This is a genomic window from Lysobacter oryzae DSM 21044 (assembly GCF_059568595.1).
Genome location: NZ_JCANTQ010000012.1, coordinates 322814 through 337744, shown reverse-complemented (window position 1 = coordinate 337744; position 14931 = coordinate 322814). Strand labels below are relative to the sequence as shown.

Annotated in this window: 12 protein-coding genes; 1 reads left to right on the top strand and 11 read right to left on the bottom strand. The window is 70.6% G+C overall.

The features are described from left to right. Positions 1-3: 3 nt before the first annotated feature. The 8 genes from BP05_RS12040 to BP05_RS12005 all read right to left on the bottom strand — a co-directional run bounded on the left by BP05_RS12040 (position 4) and on the right by BP05_RS12005 (position 8128). Entirely contained in the window at positions 4-936 is a 933-nt protein-coding gene (locus BP05_RS12040) for a hypothetical protein (protein ID WP_496363744.1), read from the bottom strand. 83 nt (positions 937-1019) lie between these two features. After that, positions 1020-2312 carry a YaiO family outer membrane beta-barrel protein gene (locus BP05_RS12035; protein WP_496363742.1) on the bottom strand — a complete coding sequence of 431 codons (1293 nt, stop codon included), beginning with the start codon at positions 2310-2312 and terminating at the stop codon, positions 1020-1022. Positions 2313-2350: 38 nt separating this feature from the next. Then, on the bottom strand, positions 2351-3865 hold the full coding sequence (locus BP05_RS12030; protein WP_496363740.1) for a glycosyltransferase family 2 protein: 1515 nt from the start codon (positions 3863-3865) through the stop codon (positions 2351-2353). 8 nt (positions 3866-3873) lie between these two features. Beyond that, positions 3874-4938 (bottom strand): HEAT repeat domain-containing protein, encoded by a 1065-nt coding sequence (locus tag BP05_RS12025; protein ID WP_496363738.1) that lies wholly within the window; start codon positions 4936-4938, stop codon positions 3874-3876. A 49-nt stretch (positions 4939-4987) separates the two neighbouring features. Next, positions 4988-5992 (bottom strand): tetratricopeptide repeat protein, encoded by a 1005-nt coding sequence (locus BP05_RS12020; RefSeq protein ID WP_496363736.1) that lies wholly within the window; start codon positions 5990-5992, stop codon positions 4988-4990. A gap of 287 nt (positions 5993-6279) precedes the next feature. Beyond that, positions 6280-6885 (bottom strand): lysophospholipid acyltransferase family protein, encoded by a 606-nt coding sequence (locus BP05_RS12015; RefSeq protein WP_496363734.1) that lies wholly within the window; start codon positions 6883-6885, stop codon positions 6280-6282. A 37-nt stretch (positions 6886-6922) separates the two neighbouring features. Beyond that, on the bottom strand, positions 6923-7342 hold the full coding sequence (gene arfB, locus BP05_RS12010) for an alternative ribosome rescue aminoacyl-tRNA hydrolase ArfB (RefSeq protein WP_496363732.1): 420 nt from the start codon (positions 7340-7342) through the stop codon (positions 6923-6925). A 63-nt stretch (positions 7343-7405) separates the two neighbouring features. After that, the gene (locus BP05_RS12005; RefSeq protein WP_496363730.1) at positions 7406-8128 is read right to left on the bottom strand and encodes a pseudouridine synthase; all 723 of its coding nucleotides are present in this window, start codon (positions 8126-8128) and stop codon (positions 7406-7408) included. A 77-nt stretch (positions 8129-8205) separates the two neighbouring features. On the opposite strand from BP05_RS12005, the gene BP05_RS12000 reads away from it, so the two are divergent. Continuing rightward, on the top strand, positions 8206-11037 hold the full coding sequence (locus BP05_RS12000) for a M16 family metallopeptidase (protein WP_496363728.1): 2832 nt from the start codon (positions 8206-8208) through the stop codon (positions 11035-11037). A gap of 19 nt (positions 11038-11056) precedes the next feature. Here BP05_RS12000 and BP05_RS11995 read toward each other — a convergent pair whose 3' ends face one another. The 3 genes from BP05_RS11995 to BP05_RS11985 all read right to left on the bottom strand — a co-directional run bounded on the left by BP05_RS11995 (position 11057) and on the right by BP05_RS11985 (position 14875). After that, the gene (locus BP05_RS11995; protein WP_496363726.1) at positions 11057-12454 is read right to left on the bottom strand and encodes a diguanylate cyclase domain-containing protein; all 1398 of its coding nucleotides are present in this window, start codon (positions 12452-12454) and stop codon (positions 11057-11059) included. A gap of 100 nt (positions 12455-12554) precedes the next feature. Continuing rightward, entirely contained in the window at positions 12555-14231 is a 1677-nt protein-coding gene (ubiB, locus tag BP05_RS11990) for a ubiquinone biosynthesis regulatory protein kinase UbiB (RefSeq protein WP_496363724.1), read from the bottom strand. Beyond that, positions 14228-14875 (bottom strand): ubiquinone biosynthesis accessory factor UbiJ, encoded by a 648-nt coding sequence (locus tag BP05_RS11985; protein ID WP_496363722.1) that lies wholly within the window; start codon positions 14873-14875, stop codon positions 14228-14230. The genes ubiB and BP05_RS11985 overlap by 4 nt, the downstream gene beginning before the upstream one ends. Positions 14876-14931 lie beyond the last annotated feature (56 nt).

Genomic DNA, 14931 nt, shown 5'->3' with positions numbered 1-14931 from the left:
GACTCAGCGCGCGCGCTGCGCGTCGATCCATTCGCGATAGCTGCGGTAGTGGTGCAGCGCGAAGCCGGCAAACGCAGGTGAGCGGGCGTACGCGGCTGCCGTTGCGGCCATCGCGCGGTCCAGGTCGGCTTCGCTGCGATGGTGGAAGGTGACCTTCTGCAGTTCGTTCGGGCCCAGTTCCAGCCCGATCACCACCCGCTTGCCGGCCGCCTGAGCGTAGGCCATCTCCCGCGCGGCGTGCGCGACGATGCCGTCGCGGCCGTCGGCGTGGTCGCGGTAGTCCATCAGCGCGAGGTAGTCGTACAGGTCGGCCAGGTGCTCGCTGGCCGGCTTGACGGTCCCGCGCCAGCGCACCGCGATGCCGTCGAACCAGAACGGCACCGCCGGCCCGATCGGCAGCGCCTGCCCGGAGGCGCGCTTCATCCGCATCCATTCCGCGCCGATCTCGAGGAAGTCGCGCAGCAGGTCCTCGCGGTGGGCGTCGTCCCACTGCGCGAGCAGGTGCGGCTCGATGTCGAGATTGATGCCGTCGAAGCGCGCGCTGATGGGCGCATGGGCGTTGTAGTCGAGCACGCGCTGCAGCATCGCCAGCGCTTCGCGGCGATGCTCGGGGAGGATGTAGCGCTCGGTGTTGAGATGGGCCGAACCGAGCAGCGCATACACCTGGAAGCCGCGCCGATGCGCGCGGTCGATGAAGTCGCGATACGCCTGCGGCTGCGCGGCCACCAGGTTGCGGCCCTGGTAGCCGTCGGCGTACAGGTAGATCGTGTCGACGCCGTGTTCGCGCAGGAACGCGAACGCCACCTCGGCATCGGCGCGCGATTCGAGCATCGCGTAACTGTCGCGCTCCCAGGTCCACACCCCGCGCGGCGCAGCCGTTGCCGGCGGCACTGCGGCTGCGAGCAGCGCGGCCAGCAGCCATTGCGTCACCGGCATGCGGGTTTCATCCCGTCGGCCGTGCCGGCGCCGCTGTCGCCAATCTGGCACCGGCAATGTTCGCCGCGCGCCACGCGCGATCGTCACCAGCGCGAGTAGAGCGTGGCAGTGACGCTGCGCTCATCGAAGCCATCCACGTCGTTGGCGACGCCCGCCCCGAGCTTGAACCCCCAATGCGGCGCGAAGAACTTCACGTACGACGCGCCGAACGAGGAATGGCTGTCGGCGACGACGCGGTCGAAACCGCCGGCATCGAGTTCATGGCTGCGGCCATGGCCGCCGCTGAGCTCGAAGTAGTCGTCGGCATTCCCGGCGTAGTACCAGCGCAGTTGCGCGCGGTGGTCGAGGCTGCCCGAGCCCACGCCCGGCACGTGCAGCAGGCGGTAGCGCGCGTAGAAGTTGCCGAAGTAGCGTCCGACGCCCACGCCGTACATGTCGGTGTCGGCGCCGCCGAATTCGAGGTGGTCGTAGCTGCCCGACAGCTCCCAGCCCTGGCCGACGCCCTGGAACAGCTCCATGCGCCACGCGTTGTCCGGAAACAGGCCGCCGTCGGGGCCGCGCTGGTAGCGCACGTTGGCGTAGGCGCGCTGCCACAGCGACGCGTAGCCATCCAGCGCCCAGGCGGTGTCATGCTCGCCGAAGCGCTGCGCGCGCAGCATCTCCAGCGCGAGCGAACCGCGGTCGAACTTGCGCCGCAGCGCGACTTCGTACTCGTTCCAGCTCTCGCGCGCGGACGGATCGAAGCTCGTGTGCGTACCACCGACGCGCAGCGCCCACCGGTAGCCGGCCGGCAGCACGGCGTCCGGTTCGACGATGCGCGGCTGCAGCGAGGCCAGGTAGTCGTCGACCTGCGCCGCGTCGGCGCCGCGCGTGCGTGCGGCTTCGAAGTCGCGCTGTGCCGCGGCCGCATCGCCCGCGGCGCGATGCGCGCGCCCCATGGCGATCGCCGCAGCCGGATCGGCGGGGCTCAGCTGCGACCAGCGCGCGTAGGCGTCGGCCGCCTGCTGCGGGCGATCGCTCCACAGGTACATGTCACCCAGCGCGGACCAGGCGTCGGCGTAATCCGGCGTCGCCGCGGTGACCGCGCGCAGGTCGGCCTCGGCTTGCGGCCAACGCTGCATCCACGCGTTGGTGCGGCCGCGCGCCAGCAGCACGTCGGCATTGCCCGGCGACTGCGCCAGCATCGCGGTGTAGAGCGCGATGGCTTCCTCACGCTGGCCGTTGCTGGCCAGGTCGCGCGCCCGCGCGAACTGCTGGTCGTAGCTCTCCGCACCGGTTGCGGCGCCGGCCTGCTGCGCGAACGCCGCCGGCGCCAGCGCGAGCGCGCAGGCCAGCACCAGGGCCGTGACGGTCAGGGGGGTGCGGCCACGACGCATGTTGCTCTCCATGGTTGATCAGGAAATCCGTTGCAGGTTCATCGGCTGCGGTCGGGCGAACCGGGCGGCCAGCTTCCGCCGGAGATGCCGGCGACGTGCGGCGCCGGCACGCTCTCCTCCGCCTCGCCCTCGTGCTGCCAGGACGGGTTGCGGTGCACGCGGCCCCAGCGCGAGCGTCCACGCAGGCGCATCAGCCAGCGCGCCAGCCCCATCAGGCGCCACACCGAGGTCAGCTGGCGGTAGCCGAAGTTCTCGAAGATGGCGACCAGGAACAGCTTGCCCTGCTGGCCCGGTCGCGGGTACAGGTGGAACGAGAGTTCCTCCAGCACCAGCGCGTTGGTCGACAGCAGCACGCCCAATCCGACCGAGGCGAACAGGAACACGAAGAACGCTTCCGGCGACAGCACCCCGGCCAAGCCGAGCACGATGATCGAGACGTAGCCGAGCACTTCGATCACCGGCCCGAGGCATTCGAAGAACAGCATGAACGGGAACGCGATCCAGCCGACCGCGCCACCGTTGCGCCGGAACATCAGGCGCCAGTTCGCGAACAGGCTTTCGGCCAGGCCCTGCTGCCAGCGCATGCGCTGGCGCCGCAGCGAGCCCAGGTCCTCCGGCGCCTCCGTCCAGCAGATCGGATCGGGCACGAAGGTGATGCGGTAATCGCGCTTCTCCTCGCGCAGCTGCTTGTGCAGGCGCACCACCAGTTCCATGTCCTCGCCGACGGTATCGCCGTGGTAGCCGCCGGCGGCGATCACCCGTTCCTTGTAGAACACGCCGAACGCGCCGGAGATGATCAGCAGCGCGTTCATCGGCGACCAGCCCAGGCGGCCGAACAGGAACGCGCGCAGGTATTCCACCGTCTGCACCAGCGGCAGCATCTTGCGCGGCAGGTCGACCTTGGTGAGGAAGCCGTCCTTCACCTGGCAGCCGTTGACCACGCGGATCACGCCGCCCGCCGCCACCGTGGTGGAATCCTCGAGGAACGGCTGCACCACGCGCGCCAGGCTGTCCTGCTGCAGGATGCAGTCGGCATCGACCACGCAGAACAGCGGATAGCGTGCGCAGTTGATGCCGGCGTTGAGCGCATCGGCCTTGCCACCGTTGACCTTGTCGACCAGGCGCACGTTCGGGTACGCCGGCGAAGCGAAGACGCGGTGGACGTCCCGGGTCTTGATGCGTTTGCGGTAGGCCTCGGGGAACTCGACCAGCGAGAACGCCTTGACCACCTCGGCCAGGGTGTTGTCGGTGGAACCGTCGTTGACCACCACGATCTCGAAGTTCGGGTAGCCCAGGCGCAGCAGCGAGCGCACCGAGGAGACGATGGTGCGCTCCTCGTTGAAGGCCGGAACCACGATGCTCACCGGCGGCTGGTAGGCGCGGAAGTTGTTCCACATGAACTTCGTGCCGTGCTCGTGCATGTGCCGCACGATGCCGAACATGGAGATGTAGTTGAGCGCCAGGTAAGTCACGTTGATGACGATGAAGTAGGCGAAGAACACCCACTGCAGCCATTCCAGCGCGCTCACCGCCCCCGGCGGCAGGGTCGTCACGGCGGCATTCATTGGTCCACCCCCATGTGGCGTTCTGCCATCACCTGGTCGAGCACGTCGCAGGCGAAGCGGTCGGTCTGGCCGGCGCGCAGGCGCAGCATCTCCTCGGCCTCGACGCCGGGCAGGCGGCTGATCGCCTGGGCGGCGCGGTAGCGCACCCACCATTGCGAGTCCGCCAGCAAGGGCAGCAGGGACCGCACGTCCTCCGCCCCGCCCAGCCGGCCCAGCGCGGAGGCGGCATGCATGCGCACGTGCCAGCGCTCGTGGGTGAGCAGCGAGCGGATCAGTTCGATGTCGCCGGCATCGCTCATCACCTGCAGGCAGGTGGAGATCAGGTGGTCGTCGGGATGCGAGGCGAGCACATTGCGGATCACCGGCGCGGCGGCGCTCGGACTCACGTCGGCCAGGAAGCGGACCAGCCGCGGCGCCACGTCCGCGTTGGCGCGCAGCGCGACCTCGCTCAGTTCCTTCGACACCAGCGACGGACTGGCGTCGTGCAGGATCTGGGCAACCCCGCCCTGCGGCCAGTCATGGCGCTCGACGATGTGCGGGACCAGCATCGTCACCGCGCGCGCGGGATCGATGTGCATCAGCGCACGCGCGGCGCTCAACGAGATGATCGTGCTGCGGTCGTCCAGGTAGCGGGCCAGCTTCTCGAACTGGTTGCGGCTGCGCAGGTAGCCCAGGGCGACGATCGACATCACGCGGTTGTGGAAACTGCCGTGGTCGATGGCGACGCTGAGGTGCTGCTCGAGCCCGATCTCGCGCGCCACGCGCTGCAGCCCGGAGTCGTCGTGTCCGCCCAGCGACTGGTGCACGTGGTTCCAGGCATCGACGAACCCCGGCACGTCGCCGCGCGGCAGCGACGGCGGCGAGGTCGCCAGCCCCTGCGCGGAGTCCAGCAGGATCTGGTGCCAGTGCGTCGCCGCGCGGATGCGGTTGCGCTCGCGGCGCATCACCACCTGGCGCATCACCAGGATGACCGCGAGCATCAGCAGCGCCATCGCGATGACGACGACGCCCAGCCAGAAGGCGAATACGACGCGCGGGTGGGCGGAGATCAGGAAGTCCACGACTGCACCTTCTTTTTCTTCAGGACAACGGCAACTGCAAACGCATTGGTCACGGTTTTGCGGACAACCTCGCGGACGCAGACGCAGACGCGGCCGCCCCGCTGCGCAGGCGCGCCAGCATCTGCTGCGTTTCCACGTTGGCGGGATTCAGTGCGGCGGCGCGCTCGAACAGCGTCCGCGCCTCGTCGGGCCGCGCCTGGCGATAGCGCACGTGGCCCAGGCCCTCGAGCGCGGCGACGTCGCCAGGCGTGGCGCTGAGGATCTGGGTGAAGGCGAGTTCGGCCTCGTCGAGGCGGTTCTCGGCCAGGCTGCTGTAGGCGAGGCCGGCGAGCGAATCCAGGTCGTCCGGGTACTCGTCGAGCACGCGCCGGAAGCGTGCGCGCGCCTCGCCGATGCGCAGCAGCCGGTAGTAGTTCCAGGCCTCCAGGCGCGCGGCGCGCAGGCCCTTGTGCTGGATCCTGGCCAGCGCGGCAAGGCTGCCCTGGTAGTCGAGGCGGTCGAACGCGGCCTGCGCCGCGTGCTCGTTGTCGAGGTCGGCCGCACTCGCGCTGGCGTTGGTGCCGGCGTAGTTGCTGGTGCGCACCTGCATGGCCAGGTAACCCTGCACGTTACGGGCGCGGTGCAGGCCCAGATAGCAGTGGATGTAGGCGAGGCCGTCGGCGTCGAGCGCGGCCTGCGCGGCGGCCTTGGAGTTGCGTACGTAATCGTCGCCGAACTTCTGCCCGAGGATGCTGCCCATCGGGAAGTTCTTCACGGTCATGCCGTAGCGCGCGGCGCGTTCGCGCTCCTGATCGAGCAGCACCTTCTCGTACGGGACGCTGGGTTCGAGCAGGCTGATGATGGTGGTGACGCCGCGCTGCCTGAGCGCGACGAAGTCGGCCTCGACCGGATACGGACCGAGCAGCACGTCGTCCACCGGGCTTGCGGTGCGCTGTGCGCGCCAGGGCTGCACGAAAATGCTGGCCGGGTGCAGGAGCACCCAGACGCCGAGCGCGCCCAGCAGCGCGCACAGTCCGAATCCGATCGCGAGGACCCGCCGGCTGGGCCTGTACATTCCCTTCCCCATTCCGTCCGGCGCCGCGCGGCGCAGAAGGCGTGCGAGCGGCGCGTTGACTGTCACGGCTGCCGGCCGCGGGCGCTGCGCCCGGATGCCGACTTCCGCCCCTGTCGGTCCCCCCGGAAGCCCTGCGGACCGTGCCGTATGTGACGCATAACTCGTGCCAGACCGGCCAAGGACGCCCGTGCGCGTCTCCCGCCGACGGAATCGCTGACCCATCGGGTCGCGCACGTGCGCAACGCGTCACATTTCGACGTCGCGCCCGCGGCGCCGCGCGGGCCCGCTCAAACGTCGTGCAACTTGCCCTTGGACACGCTGCGGTACCAGGCGCGGATGCGTTCGATGTCGGCGGCCATGTCCTCGCCCGGCTCGAACAGCGGGCCGATGCCGATCACCTTGTCGCCGTAGTGGAAGTACGCCGGCAGGATCGGCACCTCGGCGGCCTTGGCGATCTTCCAGAAGCCGGTCTTCCAGCGTTCGACCGGCTTGCGCGTGCCCTCGGGCGCCAGGCCGTACCAGAACCGCGCGGCGCGCCGGATCATCGCCGCCGACTGCGCGACCACCCCATGCGCCGCGCTGCGGTCCACCGGGATCACGCCCAGGCGGCGCAGCACGAAGCCCATCACCGGCACCTTGAAGAGCGAATCCTTGCCCAGGATCTTGATGTCCAGGCCCAGGGCGAGCTTGGCGGCCAGGCCCCAGATGCCGTCCCAGTTGGAGGAATGCGGGGCGCCGATCAGCACCAGCTTGGGGATGTCGGGAAACTCGCCGGCCATGCGCCAGCCCCCCAGCCGCAGCAGGGTGAGCCCGAGCCAGCGGCTCAGCGCGCCGCCCTTCATCCGCGGCGCATTCGGCGGCAGCGGCAACACCGTTGGCTTGTCGTCGCTCATCCGACTTCCGGTTTCCCCGCGCGACCGCGCCGCTGGGTCAATCCCAGTTCCGGCCGGTGCGCTGCTTCTTGATCGTACTGCGTTCGCGCTTGGCGTCGAGCCGGCGCTGCTTGGCGGCGCGGCTCGGCCTCGTCGCGATTCTAGGGGTCGGCGCGTGCAGGCCGGAAGCGACGAACGCCGCCAGGCGCTCGCGTGCGTCCTCGCGATTGCGCTCCTGGGTGCGGAACCGCTGCGCGTTGAGCACGAGCACGCCGGCATCGGTGACGCGCCGGTCGCGCTTGGCGAGCAGGCGCGCGCGCACCGCCTCGGGCAGCGAGGGCGAGTTGGCGATGTCGAAGCGCAACTCGACCGCGGTGGCGACCTTGTTGACGTTCTGTCCGCCGGGACCGGAGGAACGCACGAAGCGCTCGACCAGTTCCTCGTCGGGGATCGCCAGGTGTTCGGAGACCGGCAGCATTCGCGCATTGTATGGCGCGCGCCGCGATCAACAACGCGCCACGACCGAGTCGGCGCGAGGCCGTTACGCCTCGAACCCGAACAACGCCAGCGCCTTGGCGAACTCCGCGTCCACCGGCGCCTCCACCTCGATGCGTTCGCCGCTGCGTGGGTGCGCGAATGCGAGCCGGCGCGCGTGCAGGAGCATGCGATGCACCCCCAGCATGCGGAAGTTGCGGTTGTGGCGGCCGTCGCCGTGGCTGGTGTCGCCGACCAGGTGGTGGAACGCATGCTTGAGGTGGCGGCGGATCTGGCGGAAGCGGCCGGTCTCCGGCCGTGCCAGCAGCAGCGCGTAGCGCGAAGTGGCGAAATCCTGCGAGGGCATCGCCAGTTCGCACGTCGCCAGGCGGGTGAAGCGCGTCACGGCCGGCTTCTTCTGCGGCTTGCCGGGGCCGCCGTCGAGCGGATGGTCGATGACGAAATGCTCCGCCGGCCAGCCGCGGCAGACCGCCCAGTAATCCTTCTCGACCTCGCGCGACATCAGCACCCGGCCCAGCTGCGAGGCGGTGTCGCGATCGAATGCGAGCAGCAGGCAGCCGCTGGTGGCGCGATCGAGGCGGTGCACCAGGAAGATCGGCCGCCCCAGCTGTTCGCGCAGGCGATCGGCGAGGAAGTCGAGTTCGCCGCCGGCGAGCTTGCTGTCGTGGACCATCAGCCCGGCTGGCTTGTTCACGATCGCGAGCACGTCGTCGCAGTACAGCAGCGGCACCGTGGCGTCCGCGGTCGGCGTGGGTGGTGACTCGATCATGGAAATAACGGGCGGTGGCTACAATCCATTGTCGCCCACGCGACCCATCGCCACACGCGTCAGCAAGGAAGGCTTGCATGCCCCACCGTTTCCGCCCGCGCGCGTTCGCGCTGGCTTGCACCCTGGCGTTCGTCGCCGCGCATGCGCACGGCGCGGCGTCGATGGCGGCGCCGCCCACGAGTGCCGCCAACAGCGTGGCCGCGCTGCCGCGCAACGTGCGCGCCGGGCCCTGCCTGGAAGGGATCTGCGAATACACCCTGGGCAACGGCCTGCGCGTGTTGCTGTTCCCGGATGCGACCACGCCGACGGTGACGGTGAACCTCGCCTACGGCGTGGGCTCGGTGCACGAGAACTACGGCGAGACCGGCATGGCCCACCTGCTCGAGCACCTGCTGTTCAAGGGCACGCCGACGCACGCCGACATCGCCGCCGAACTGAAGAAGCGCGGCATCGCGGCCAACGCCACCACCTCGTTCGACCGCACCAACTATTACGGGTCGTTCCCGGCCAACGACGCCACCCTGGCCTGGCTGCTCGGGCTCGAAGCCGATCGCATGGTGCATTCGTTCGTCGCGCAGAAGGACCTCGACAGCGAGATGACCGTGGTGCGCAACGAGATGGAGCGCAACGAGAACAGTCCGGTTGGCGTGCTGATGCAGCGCGTGCGCTCCACCGCCTACCTCTGGCACAACTACGGCAACCCCACCATCGGGGCGCGCTCGGACGTGGAAGGCGTGCCGATCGCCAACCTGCAGGCGTTCTACCGCACTTGGTACCGGCCCGATAACGCCACCCTGGTGGTCGCCGGCCGCATCGATCCGGCCAGGACCCTGGCGCTGGCCAATGCCGCGTTCGCCCGGGTGCGGAAGCCGGCCACGCCGTTGCCCGTGGCCCACACCGTGGAGCCGAGCCAGGACGGCGAGCGCGAGGTCACCGTGCGCCGCAGCGGCGACATGCGCGTGCTGGTGGCGGCCTACCACGTGCCGTCGGTGAACCATGCCGACGGTCCGGCGCTGGCGGTGCTGGGCAACGTGCTCAGCGACATCCCCTCCGGGCGCCTGCACAAGGCGCTGGTGGAGACCAAGCTGGCCGCCGCGGCCAGCGCCGGCAGCGACAACCTGCGCGACGCCGGCCTGCTCAACCTCATCGCCGTGGTGCCGCCGGACGGCGACGTGGCGAAGGCGCAGGCCGAACTGCTGCGCCAGGTCGAAGGCATCGCCGCCCAGCCGGTCACCGCCGAGGAAGTCGCGCAGGCCCGGCAGCGCATCGCCAACGCCTGGGAACGCAACCTCACCGACGTCAATGCGGTCGCGATGGGGCTGACCAGCGCGGTCGCCGCCGGCGACTGGCGCCTGTATTTCCTCCGCCGCGACCAGATCGACCAGGTCACCGCCGCCGACGTCAACCGGGTCGCGCGTGCCTACGCCAAGCCGAGCAACCGCACGCTGGGACGCTTCATTCCGACCGACGCCGCCGACCGCGCGGAAATTCCCGCCGCGCCAGCGGTCGCGACGCAGCTGGCGGGCTACGCCGGCAAGGCCGCGGTGGCGGCCGGCGAGACCTTCGACCCGACCCCGGCCAACCTCGATGCGCGCACGCAGCGCTTCGTCCTCGGCGGTGGCCTCAAGGTCGCGCTGCTGCCCAAGGACACGCGCGGCGACACGGTCCAGGTCAGCGCCAATTTCCGCTTCGCCGATGTCGCCGCCCTCAAGCGCCATCCCGCGCCCGCCGCCAGCGTCGCCGGCGCGATGCTGATGCGGGGTTCGACGACGTTGAGCCGCGAGCAGATCGCGCAGCGGCTGGAGGCGCTCAAGACCACCGGCACTGTCGGCGGCGGCCTGCAGGGCGCCTACATCGGCTTCGACAGCCGCCGCGACACCCTGGCCGACGCCCTGGCGCTGGCCGCCGACCTGCTGCGGCACCCGGCGTTTCCGCCAGCCGAATTCGAGCAATTGCGGCTGCAGGCGATCACCGGCCTGGAAGCGGCGCGCAAGGAGCCCGGCACGGTGGTGTCGCAGGCCCTGGGCGCGCATTTCGACCCGTGGCCGGCCGACCATCCGCTCGCGTTCCGCTCGCTCGACCAGCAGCTCGCGCAGTGGAAGGCGCTCAAGCTCGCCGACGTGGCCGCATTCCATCGCGACTTCTACGGCACCGCGCAGGGCGAGATCGCGATCGTCGGCGACTTCGATCCGGTGGCGGTGAAGGCGCAGTTGCAGGCGCTGTTCGCCAACTGGAAATCGCCTGCGCCGTACGTCGCCATCGACACCCGCTACACCGAAGTCGCGCCCGAATCGCGGCGGATGGAAACGCCGGACAAGGCCAATGCGGTGGTGGCCGCGCGCGCCAACCTGGCGCTCAACGACACCGACCCCGATTACCCGGCGCTGATGGTGGCCAACCACGTACTCGGCAGCAGTACGCTGGCCTCGCGCCTGGGCACGCGCCTGCGCGAGCGCGAGGGCCTGACCTACGGCGTCTCCAGCAGCCTCAGTGCCGATGCCAGTCCGGATGGCAGGGACGACGCCGGCAGCCTCGACATCCAGGCGATCGCCGCACCGGAAAACGTCGAACGCCTGGTCGCAGGCATGCGCGAAGAACTGGCGAGGCTGGTCCGCGACGGCGTCACCGCCGGCGAGCTGCAGGACGCGGTCAGCGAGATGCTGACCCAGCGCGCGCAGGCGCGCGCGGACGACGACGTGGTTGCCGGCGTGCTGTCGCGCTACCTCTACCTGGGCCGCACCATGGCCTGGTCGGCGGACATCGATGCGCGACTGCGGGCACTGACCGTCGCGCAGGTCAACGCGGCGATCCGCCGCCACTTCAAACCGGAGACCGTGAGCGTGTACGCCGCGGGCGATTTCGCCAAGGCGGCGAAAGGACAAACGGCCGACAAGCGCGAGGGCCGCTAGCGCCGCGCGCGCGACCGGCTCAGCGCAGCGATTCCAGCGCGTCCGCCGCGCCGTTGGCGTTCTGGGTCTTGCAGCGGTAGAGCGCGCGATCGGCGCGGTCGAACACTTCGCTGCCGCGCTCGGGCGCATCCCCGGAGGGAAACACCGCCACGCCGGTGGACGCGCCCACGCTCACGCTGTGCCGGTCGGGCAGCACCACCGGCTGGCGGATCAGTTCGACCGCGCGTTCGACCTGGTGGAACAGCTCGCGGGTATGGCGCTTGCCCTGCAGCAGCATCGCGAACTCGTCCCCGCCCAGCCGATACACGGTGTCGTCGCCGTGCGTGACCTGCTGCAGCCGCTCGGCGACCTGCTGCAGGACCAGGTCGCCGGCGCGGTGGCCGTAGTTGTCGTTGACCGGCTTGAAACGGTCGAGGTCGATCAGCACCAGCGCGCAGCTGCGCGGTTCGGTCCGCTGCATCGCCTCGTCGAGCTGGAGGTCGAACGACTTGCGGTTGAGCAGGCCGGTAAGCGCGTCGTGGCCCGCGAGCATGCGGTCGCGGCCCTGGCTGGCCAGCATGCGGTAGGTCAGCCACCCCAGCAGCAGCGCCAGCAGGTGCAGCAGCACCCGGACCCACGCCGGCACGCGCACCGATGCCCAGCCTTCGGCCGGCACCGCGGCCAGCTCCCAGCGGCCGCCGCCGGGCAGCGGGTAGGACATGGTGACCGGCTCGGTGTTGAACACCGCCGGGTCGCCGAAGAACGTGGCCTCGCCCACCCCGGCGGCATCCGGGTGGCGCACCGCGATGGCGAGGTTGTTGCGTTCGGCGATGCGGCGGATGTCGACGAACAGCGGATCGACGTTGACCGCCAGCGAGACCAGGCCCCAGTAGCGGGTGTCGCGCCCGCCGGGGCCGCGCAGGAACACCGGCGTGCGGCTGACCAGGCCGGTGCCGCCCTGGATCAGCCGGATCGGGCCGGAGATCACCGTGCGCCGCGAGCGGATCGCCAGCTGCACCGCCTCGTACTGGGCGGGGACATCGACGTAACGCAGGCCGAGCACCGCTTCGTTGCCGCGCCGGGGATGGATCGCGGTGATCACTCCGCCCGGCGCCAGCGCGACGTTGCGGATCGACGGGTTCGCGCGCACCAGGCGCGAGGCGACGGCCTCGAAGGTGGCCTTGTCGATGCGCTCCTCCGCGGCGATCACCGCCGCCAGGGTCTCGGGCACGGCGAGTGCGGTTTCCAGGCGCCGGTCGATCTCGTCGCGCGCCTCGCCCAGCGCGCTGCGCACGCTGCCGGCCGCTTCCAGCCGCGCCTTGGCATCGACGTAATACAGCAGCAGGGTGACCAGCCCGGCCGCCGCCACCCACGCGAGCAGGCCTGCCAGGATCGGCAGGCGGGTGTTGCCGCGGGTTTGCGCGCGTCTGGTTGCCAAACGGATCGTCCCCAAGCGTTGCTCGCTCGGCCTGACCGGGGCCACTGATCCGATATTGGCACGGCCGTGTTTGCCGGCGCGAGTGCGTCCGGCAGGAGCGTCAGGAGCGCCGTGGCCACGCCGCGCGCACGGCCCACAGTCCGCCGATCGCCGCGATCCAGGCGAACGCCGGCACGCCGAGCAGGCGCGGGCCACCGGCCTCCAGCGCGTACAGCAACGCCGCCACCACCAGCAGCCCGGTGCCGAAGATGGCGGCGATGGTGCGGCGCTGCGCGCTCTGCAGCGCGCGGGTCAGCGCGCGCAGGTCGGACGACTGCATGCTCAGCGCGTGCTTGCCCTCGACCTGCTGCTGCAGCCACAGGTGCAGCAGGCGCGGCATTTCCGGCGCGTGGGTGACGAACTCCGGCAGGCGCTTGCGGAACTCGCTGGCCAGGCGCTGCGGGCTGTAGCGCTCGACCAGGATCTTCGACAGCACCGGCTGCGCGACCGCCCAGATGTCCAGCTTCGGATCGAGCAGGCGGCCGACGCCCTCGATGTTGAGCAGGGTCTTCTGCAGCAGGATCAGTTGCGGCTGCAGGGTCAGCTCGTAGCGCTGCGCGGTGCGGAACAGCTTGACCAGCACTTCGGCCAGCGAGATTTCCGAGAGCGGGCGGGTGAAGTACGGCTCGCACACCGCGCGCGCCGCGGCTTCCAGTTCGTCGATGCGGATGTGCGCGGGCATCCAGCCGGCCTGCACGTGCAGTTCGGCGATGCGGCGGTAGTCGCGGTTGAAGATCGCCATGAAGTTCTCGGCGAGGTAGTACTGATCCTCGTCGGAGAGCTGGCCCATGATGCCGAAGTCGAGCGCGATGAAGCGCGGGTTGGCCTTGCGCGCCGGGTCGCTGTCCACCCAGATGTTGCCGGCGTGCGCATCGGCGTGGAAGAAGTTGTCGCGGAACACCTGGGTGTAGAACACGCGCACGCCCTTGGCGGCGAGTGCATGGCGGTCGATGCCGGCGGCGTCGAGCGCGGCGATGTCGTCCGACGGGATGCCGCGCACGCGCTCGAGCGTGAGCACGCGCTCGGCGGTGTGCGACCAGATCACCTCCGGCACGTACAGGTCGTCGCTGTTCTGCCAGAAGCGGCGCAGCACGCTGGCGTTGCCGCCCTCGCGCTGCAGGTCCAGTTCGGCGGCCAGGGTGTTCTCGATCTCGGCGACGATCTCGCGCGGGCGGATCTTGTCGGCGGCCGGGTGGGTGCGTTCGACCACGCCGGCGACGGCCTTGAGCAGGGCGATATCGGCGGCGATCTTGCGCTCGATGTCCGGGCGCAGCACCTTGACCACGACCTCGCGCGGCGTCGCACCCGTGTCCGCATGCAGGGTTGCCGCGTGCACCTGCGCGATGGACGCCGAAGCCAGCGGCGTAGTGTCGAAGCTGGCGAAGGCCGCGTCGATGCGGCGCCCCAGCGCGGCTTCCACGATCGCGCGCGCGGCCTCGCCGTCGAACGGCGCGACCCGGTCCTGCAGCAGCGCGAGTTCCGCGGCGATGTCGGCGGGCACGAGGTCGCGGCGGGTCGACAGGATCTGCCCGAACTTGACGAAGATCGGACCGAGCTCCTGCAGCGCCAGGCGCAGGCGCGCGCCGGGCGATTGCGACGCGACTTCCGCCGGGGCGCGCGGCACGAACGGGCGCGCCAGCCGCAGCCAGCGCTCCGCGGGCGTGTCGTCGAGCAGTGCATCCAGGCGATAGCGCAGCAGTACGCGACCGATGCGCCAGGCGCGGAACACCGGCGTCATGCGCGCACGCCCCCGCCTGCGCGCAGGCGCGCCACCCGCACCGCGACGCGTTCGACGTCGTCGCGCAGGGTATCGACATCGTCGAAGAACGCATTCAACTCGTCGCGGCCGACGACGTCGCGCGACTCCTCGGTGACGTATTCGGCCGCATTCGCGGCGAAGGCGCCGCCCGCGTCGCGGGCGTGGCGCAACGCGGCGCGCACGGCGTTGGCGATCTGCACCCCGAGCACGTCGCCGAACACGGTGGCGAAGGGCTGCTGCCAGTCGGGATCGAAGCGTTCGGCCAGGCGCTGCAGGCGGCGCGCGAGGTCGGCGTCGCCCTCGATGCGCAGCTTGCCCACCGGCGGGGCATGGTCGTTGCGGAAGAACGGCAATTGCGCGATCAGTCCGCCCAGGGTGCTGCGCACGGACAGGTCCGGCTCGCTGGCCGCGGCCACCGGGCCGATCTGCAGGCGGTCGCCGGCGACGGTGACCTGCAGCGCGAGATTGGGCGAGGCGACGTGCAGGGCGACGCTGCGGCCGTCGAGCGCGCGCAGGCCGTCGCGGGTATCGGGATCAAGCGCCAGGGCGCGGTTGAGCGCCGCCTCGAGCGTGCGGCCGGCCAGGGGCTTGAGCGAATCGAAGGGCATGGCGCGTTCGGTCATGCCCGCATTGTAGCCCCCGCGCTTGCATCAGCCGCGGGGGCCCGGCGTGTCCGCTC

What these genes read in the sequence shown, in the direction of transcription:
- BP05_RS12040 (WP_496363744.1), bottom strand. Translation starts at nt 936, where the DNA reads ATGCCGGTGACGCAATGGCTGCTGGCCGCGCTGCTCGCAGCCGCAGTG.
- BP05_RS12035 (WP_496363742.1), bottom strand. Translation starts at nt 2,312, where the DNA reads ATGCGTCGTGGCCGCACCCCCCTGACCGTCACGGCCCTGGTGCTGGCC.
- BP05_RS12020 (WP_496363736.1), bottom strand. Translation starts at nt 5,992, where the DNA reads ATGTACAGGCCCAGCCGGCGGGTCCTCGCGATCGGATTCGGACTGTGC.
- BP05_RS12015 (WP_496363734.1), bottom strand. Translation starts at nt 6,885, where the DNA reads ATGAGCGACGACAAGCCAACGGTGTTGCCGCTGCCGCCGAATGCGCCG.
- arfB (WP_496363732.1), bottom strand. Translation starts at nt 7,342, where the DNA reads ATGCTGCCGGTCTCCGAACACCTGGCGATCCCCGACGAGGAACTGGTC.
- BP05_RS12005 (WP_496363730.1), bottom strand. Translation starts at nt 8,128, where the DNA reads ATGATCGAGTCACCACCCACGCCGACCGCGGACGCCACGGTGCCGCTG.
- BP05_RS12000 (WP_496363728.1), top strand. Translation starts at nt 8,206, where the DNA reads ATGCCCCACCGTTTCCGCCCGCGCGCGTTCGCGCTGGCTTGCACCCTG.
- ubiB (WP_496363724.1), bottom strand. Translation starts at nt 14,231, where the DNA reads ATGACGCCGGTGTTCCGCGCCTGGCGCATCGGTCGCGTACTGCTGCGC.
- BP05_RS11985 (WP_496363722.1), bottom strand. Translation starts at nt 14,875, where the DNA reads ATGACCGAACGCGCCATGCCCTTCGATTCGCTCAAGCCCCTGGCCGGC.